We start from the raw sequence: 4,923 nt of genomic DNA, 5'->3' as shown, positions 1-4,923 counted from the left end.
GAACCCCGCCTGTTTTGGTTCGTCGATTTCCTGCACCAAAGTGACCCTGCCGGAGGCGGAGAGTTCGCCCGTGTCCCGCGCCTTTTCCATCGCCGCGCGGCGCACCGGTTCCGTGAACATGTCGTAGCCGACTGCCGCCTGGTTTCGTTTGTCGAGCGGTTCCAGATAGACAATCGCGTGATACTCCGCGCGGGCGGTTTCAGGATGAATGTGAAAATCCTCCACTCCCTGATCGCGCATGGTCCTCACCAGCTCTTCCTTTTTGTCGGCGGGAACGCGCACCGAGAATCCGATTCCCTGGGTCCCGGGAAAACGGCGTGGCAAGTCCAGCGAGGCCACATAGTCCCGGAATTGCTGGCGCGATACGGAGGGGCTCGCGTAGGCCAGTCCGCGCACGGCATGAAGCAACGTGACGTGACCGTTCACCAGATCCTCTACACCGTTGCTGATCTGCTGCGCCGCAAGATCGAACCGCTCGCCAGCCTTGGCTTCCGTCATTTTGGCGACGTAATACGTTGTCGCCAGCGCCAGCAGCAGCGCGATGCCCGAGACAATGAACGGCGCCCAACGGTAGGAGTTCTTGTGCGACCCTGGTCTGGAAAACGGTTTCATCCAACGGCGGTATGCCGGAGACTATGGCCGAACCCCCGCCTGCGTGCAAACACGCCTTTTCCCGGCGGTCGGGCGGATCGTCGCCTGAACGCATTGCCGGAACCGGTGGTCAAATGATGGTGATTCGAAAATTTCGGACGGCAGGCGCACCGGCGACTGAACGGCATGAGCCGATTTGAAGCAATGAACCAACAGAGAATAATCATGGCGGCGTTCGATCAGGGGCAGATGCCAACGATCGCCTGTATCAACAGCGCGACGGTGGCCCTCGGCGTGGATTTCGACGCGCTGGTCGCGGCTCTGCAAAAGTATGTGGACGCGCACTTCGCGCCCGTCTGGGGCGCATCCGCCAAGGTGGTCCGTTCCGCCGACTTCGTCGCGGGCGCGTGGGCGATGGCTCTTCTGGACAACGCCGACGTGCAGAACGCCCTCGGTTATCATGATCTGACGCCGGACGGCCTGCCGCTTTCAAAAGTTTTTGTCCAAACCACGATACAAGCGGGACAAAAAGTGAGCGTAACCGCGAGCCACGAGCTGGCGGAAATGCTGGTGGACCCTGCCATCAACCTCTGCTCGACCGGTCCAAAGGGGTTGATCTACGCCTACGAAACTGCCGACGCCGTCGAGGAGGAGGAATTCCGCGTGGAAAGTGTCGCGATGAGCGATTTCGTTTATCCCGCCTGGTTCGAGGGGTTCCGCCAGCCGGGTTCGACGCGATTCGACCATCTCAACAAGGCCGGGAAACCGTTCGAGATATTGAAGGGCGGATATATGAGCGTGTTCAAGAACGGGGAGTGGACCCAGATTTTCGGTTCGCCTGCCAAAAAGAAAAGGTTCAGCCAGGAGGACCGGCGGGGACATCGCAGCGGGTATCGGGCGAATCACCGCTTTCGGCGTTCCACGCGGCGCGCGTGAACCTCAACGCAAAGCGACTTTCTTCAGGTGGTGAACTCTGGCGCGGACCCGGCGGCGAAGTCTGACGCGCAATTGTTCGAGCCGGCTGCGGCCTGATCCGCGTTTCAAAAGGTACATCACGTGTGGCGCCGGCGCGCGGCAGATGTCTTCGGGAGTGGTGTTTTTTGCGTCCACACCGGGCGCGAGGTCGAGGCCCGCCTTGCGGAACAAATGCTGCACAAAGGCGGAGCAATAAAGCGACTTTTCGCGCGCGAGAACGTTTTCGCGTCCACGCAATTCCGGATGGCGCAGGGCGATCAGGGTTCCCACCAGCTCGCGCAGAGAATAGCGCGCCCGCGCCGCCACCAGCTCAAGTCCCTCGCGCACGAGGGTCGCGACCTGTTCCTCGGCGAGTCCGAAATCAAGCACGGCCAGCATGGCGTAAAGCCGTTCATCGAAGTATTTCGAGATGCGGTTCTCCTGCACCCCAAGCCGGATGTGTTTGCGGTTGATCTGGAGGTCCGATTCGATCACCCAATGGTGGCCATCCGGCCGGCGGCCCTGAAACAGAAACGAATGGGACCAGAGGCTCCACTGGCCCGCGCCATCCACGTGCCGCTCGGCGCGTGCAATCGCCTTGTCAACCAGGGTGGTGCCGCCGGAAAGTCCAATGCGCCCCGGATGCGAGTAAGTTTCCAGGAACTCCCGGTTCGACAGTCCCGTAACGGTGATGATCTCGTTCATGCCGCGGTGGGCTTGATCGTTTTCAATTGTTCCCGTATCGCCTGCGGGATTGAGTCGAGTTTGATTCCCAGCGAGCCGCCGTGGGCTCGATCGTTTTTAATTTTTCCCGTGCCGGTTCCTGGCAGGCATGGAGTGCGTAGCCCAAACCGGAGCCCAGACCGAGGCCATAAGCGGCGCCCCACAAAAGCCATCCCGCAAGGCCCGGAGCCGCGCTGTGAAGCAGCTCGCCGCCGAAGTAACCTGCCGAGCGGGCGACGAACAGGACTGCGATGGCCTTGAATGCCTGTCTCGGCGCGTCGAACGCTGTGGCAAGCGTCAACCCCAGCGCCGTCGTGGCCGCTAACGATGCCAGCCACTCGCCAGATTTGGTCCGTAACGCAACCCAGACCGTCATCCACGCGGTGCTGTAGAGCAGGAAAGCAACGGCGAACAGGAGGTAAAAGCGGACCAATGGCGCCGGCTTGATGGCCAGTTGCCTGAACAGTCCGCCCGCCGGTAAAATGAAAAGCAGCGCGTAAATTGCGTAGGAGCCTGCTTCCCCCAGATGCCGCCTCAGCCAGCCGTCGGCCAATGCCACGACGATAAACACGACCACGCCAATGATACAAAACCCGCTCGCGCCCATGCGAACCGACCACTCCAGCGTCGGCATGCGTGGAGGCACACCGGCCGCCCGTACCCTGGCCACGACACTGTCAGGATAAAATCCCAGAAACTTCATGTTAGAATCATTGCCGCGGGCGAGCCTTTGCCTGTCGCAGGTCGTAAACGAAAATACCGTAGCCGACGCCGGCCGCGTCCTTCGACCTGGCCATCTGGAAGGCCATGAACCGGCCGTCGTCGCTCACGACGGGATTGGATGATTTATAACCCGGATAATCGCTGAAGTAGGTGAGTCGCTCGACGTAGCCGCCGCCGTCGAGACGCAGCTTCCAGAGGTCAACGTAGCTCGGGCCCTTCCGGTTCTGCTTGTCGCACTCGACGAGTGTGTACTGACCGTCGGGAAAAATGCCTTCGGGCTCGTCGTATTCACCCGGTGAGTTCGTCAGATCAACCACCTTCTTCGTCTCCAGATCAATCAGGCCAACGTCGGTGCCATTGTACCCGTACGCCGAGAACGTCAGTTTTTTCTCGTCCGGCGGCACAAAATTCTGCGTCTCCATCGTGCATTTGAACGGCAGGTCTTTGCTCTCGATGATCACCCGCTGGTTCACCAGTTTCGCCGTCCCGTTGTCCTCCACGATGTCGGCCTCCTGCATGCGCGACGAACCTTTCTCCATCTCCTCCGGATATTCCGCGCTGACATGCGTCCACGCGATGTGCATGCGCTTGCGCGACACGGCCGGGCCCTCGCTGCACTTGCTCCCGAGCGGCAGTGCGGGCCGGGTCAGACTCTTGCCCAGCACATAAAGCCAGCATTGGGTGCGCGCGTCGCCGGGTTTCTTCGGATCGAAATGGTCAGGACCGGACAACAGAATGTCGCCGTTGGCCAGATAAAGGGCGCGCGTATAGCCGTAATGGGGGTAATGGTGCGTCATCGCGCGGATGACGCCCGTCGCCAGATCGACCTCGTAAACGTCGCCGAACGTTTTTTCCAGAAACAGAATCCGCCGGCCGTCGTGCGACCAGTCGGCACGTTCACCGAACCAGGTCACGCGTCGTATCCACGGCGGCAGATGGTCGGCCGGACTTTCCCCGTCGCTGAGCGCGGACCTGTTATCCGCGCCGAAAATGGGACTGATAAATGCCGCTGCTCCCAGCAGCAGGCACAGGCATCGGGTCGTTTTCATCGTTCTGTCGGTTCCAAGAGTTGTGGTGATTATTCCACGGCAGGGCCGCGCAGTCGAGAATGACCTGCCTCTTTATTTCATTTGGCCTTGCAAGGTACCATACACTTTGCGCGGTAGATCCGCCTCGAGAAAGATGCCGGCTTGATCTGCATCGACCCGCCGGTTTTCAACGGCACATTGACGGTTTTCGCCCGGCATGGAAACGGGGCAATTACGATGGCACCGAATGCAACGATCAAAAACTTTATGCGTTTCACGCTGATCGGCATCATCCTTTACTGTCACGGAAGGTGTTGGCCGGAGGACTTGGTCGATTGTGAACAATGCGGACAACAACAGCAACCAACGACAAACCCAGGCAGACCCACCCAAACCAGTCGCCGTGACGGTTGTAAAACGTCGATTCATGCCCTTGTCCCGACGTGGATAGTGGAATCTTTGCCAGCATGAAGCCGGGCGCATAAACCGCCTTTCCTTCGCCGCCCAAAATCTCCCGGATCACCCCATGCGAATCAATCCAGCAGGTCAGACCGTTGTTCGTGCAGCGGATGAGCGGCACGCCATTCTCCACTGCGCGAAAAACCGCGCCCACCGCCTGTTGCCATTGCGCCGCGCCTTCGCCGAACCAGCCATCGTTCGTCAGGTTCAGCAGGAAATCGGTATCGGCCCCGACGTAATCGCGCACGAGGTGCGGAAACACGTCTTCAAAACAAATCAGCACCGAGAGTTTTGCCTTCGCCGCGCCGGAAAGCTCGAACGGCACGAAACGGTCGCCCGGAGTGAAATCGCCAGGAATGGGAATGAGCTTTCGCAAAACCGGAAGCCACTGTGCAAAGGGAAGATATTCGCCAAAGACAACGAGGTGCCGTTTGCGATACGTCGT

General features: G+C 59.9%; 6 protein-coding genes. 1 reads left to right on the top strand and 5 read right to left on the bottom strand.

Annotated features, from left to right (window positions below; translation table 11 throughout):
• Window positions 1–612: CHASE domain-containing protein (locus VN887_06820; GenBank protein HXT39719.1), on the bottom strand; the 612-nt coding region annotated here is incomplete at its 3' end.
• Window positions 613–816: 204 nt separating this feature from the next.
• Between VN887_06820 and VN887_06815 the strand changes: the two genes are divergently transcribed.
• Window positions 817–1,527 (top strand): hypothetical protein, encoded by a 711-nt coding sequence (locus tag VN887_06815; GenBank protein HXT39718.1) that lies wholly within the window; start codon window positions 817–819, stop codon window positions 1,525–1,527.
• Between the two features lie 3 nt (window positions 1,528–1,530).
• On the opposite strand, the gene VN887_06810 is transcribed toward VN887_06815, so the two are convergent.
• The 4 genes from VN887_06810 to lnt form a co-directional block, all read right to left on the bottom strand.
• Window positions 1,531–2,250 carry a hypothetical protein gene (locus VN887_06810; GenBank protein ID HXT39717.1) on the bottom strand — a complete coding sequence of 240 codons (720 nt, stop codon included), beginning with the start codon at window positions 2,248–2,250 and terminating at the stop codon, window positions 1,531–1,533.
• A gap of 22 nt (window positions 2,251–2,272) precedes the next feature.
• Window positions 2,273–2,971 carry a hypothetical protein gene (locus VN887_06805; GenBank protein ID HXT39716.1) on the bottom strand — a complete coding sequence of 233 codons (699 nt, stop codon included), beginning with the start codon at window positions 2,969–2,971 and terminating at the stop codon, window positions 2,273–2,275.
• 7 nt (window positions 2,972–2,978) lie between these two features.
• Window positions 2,979–4,040, bottom strand: coding sequence for a hypothetical protein (locus tag VN887_06800; GenBank protein ID HXT39715.1), 1,062 nt, complete (start codon window positions 4,038–4,040; stop codon window positions 2,979–2,981).
• Between the two features lie 268 nt (window positions 4,041–4,308).
• The coding region (gene lnt / locus VN887_06795) for an apolipoprotein N-acyltransferase (GenBank protein HXT39714.1) at window positions 4,309–4,923 on the bottom strand (615 nt) is incomplete at its 5' end.

This window comes from Candidatus Angelobacter sp. (genome assembly GCA_035607015.1).
Lineage (GTDB): Bacteria > Verrucomicrobiota > Verrucomicrobiia > Limisphaerales > AV2 > AV2.
Note: the sequence above shows the minus strand (reverse complement) of the source record. Positions and strands in the feature narration are given on the sequence as shown.